The following is a 1059-nucleotide window of genomic DNA, read 5'->3' as shown; positions in this document are numbered from 1 at the left end:
CAAACCCCACGTCAACGTCGGCACCATCGGCCACGTCGACCACGGCAAGACCACCCTTACGGCGGCAATCACCCTCGTATTAAACAAACGCTTCGGCTCCGGCGAATTCGTCGACTACGCAAACATCGACAAAGCCCCCGAAGAAAGAGAACGCGGCATCACCATCTCCACGTCCCACGTCGAATACGAAACCGACAAACGCCACTACGCCCACGTCGACTGCCCCGGCCACGCCGACTACGTTAAAAACATGATCACCGGCGCGGCACAAATGGACGGCGCCATCCTCGTTGTATCCGCGGCAGACGGCCCCATGCCCCAAACCCGCGAACACATCCTCTTGGCCCGCCAAGTCGGCGTACCCAAAATCGTCGTCTTCTTAAACAAACAAGACCAAGTCGATGACGACGAACTCATCGAACTCGTCGAAATGGAAGTACGCGATCTTCTTAGCGAATACGAATTCGACGGCGACAACACCCCCATCACCGTGGGCAGCGCCTTAAAAGCATTGGAAGATCCCGACGGAGAATGGGGAGACAAAATCGTCGCCCTCATGGACACCGTCGACGAATGGATCGACGATCCCATCCGCGACATCGATCACCCCTTCCTCATGCCCGTCGAAGACATCTTCTCCATCACCGGCCGCGGCACCGTTGCCACCGGTCGTGTTGAACGCGGCACCATCAAAGTCAACGACAACGTCGAAATCGTCGGCTTAACCACCGAAAAAAGAACCGTCGTCGTCACCGGCGTCGAAATGTTCAGAAAACAACTCGACCAAGCCGAAGCAGGCGACAACGTCGGCCTCTTACTCCGCGGCGTCCAAAGAGACGAAATCGAACGCGGCCAAGTCCTGGCAGAACCCGGCAGCATCCATCCCCACACCAAATTCGAAGCCGAAGTCTACGTCCTGAGCAAAGAAGAAGGCGGACGCCACACCCCGTTCTTTAACGGCTACCGTCCCCAATTCTACTTCAGAACCACCGACGTAACCGGCGACATCACCTTAGCAGACGGTGTCGAAATGGTCATGCCCGGCGACAACGCCACCTT

1 protein-coding gene is annotated in these 1059 nt (G+C 57.1%); it reads left to right on the top strand.

Annotated elements, in window-relative coordinates:
• Window positions 1–1059, top strand: a 1059-nt coding sequence (tuf, locus tag DG046_RS09580) for an elongation factor Tu (RefSeq protein ID WP_108832264.1), incomplete at both ends; no start/stop codon positions are given.

This window comes from Aedoeadaptatus coli (genome assembly GCF_900343085.1).
Classification (GTDB): Bacteria; Bacillota; Clostridia; order Tissierellales; family Peptoniphilaceae; genus Aedoeadaptatus; species Aedoeadaptatus coli.
Note: the sequence above shows the minus strand (reverse complement) of the source record. Positions and strands in the feature narration are given on the sequence as shown.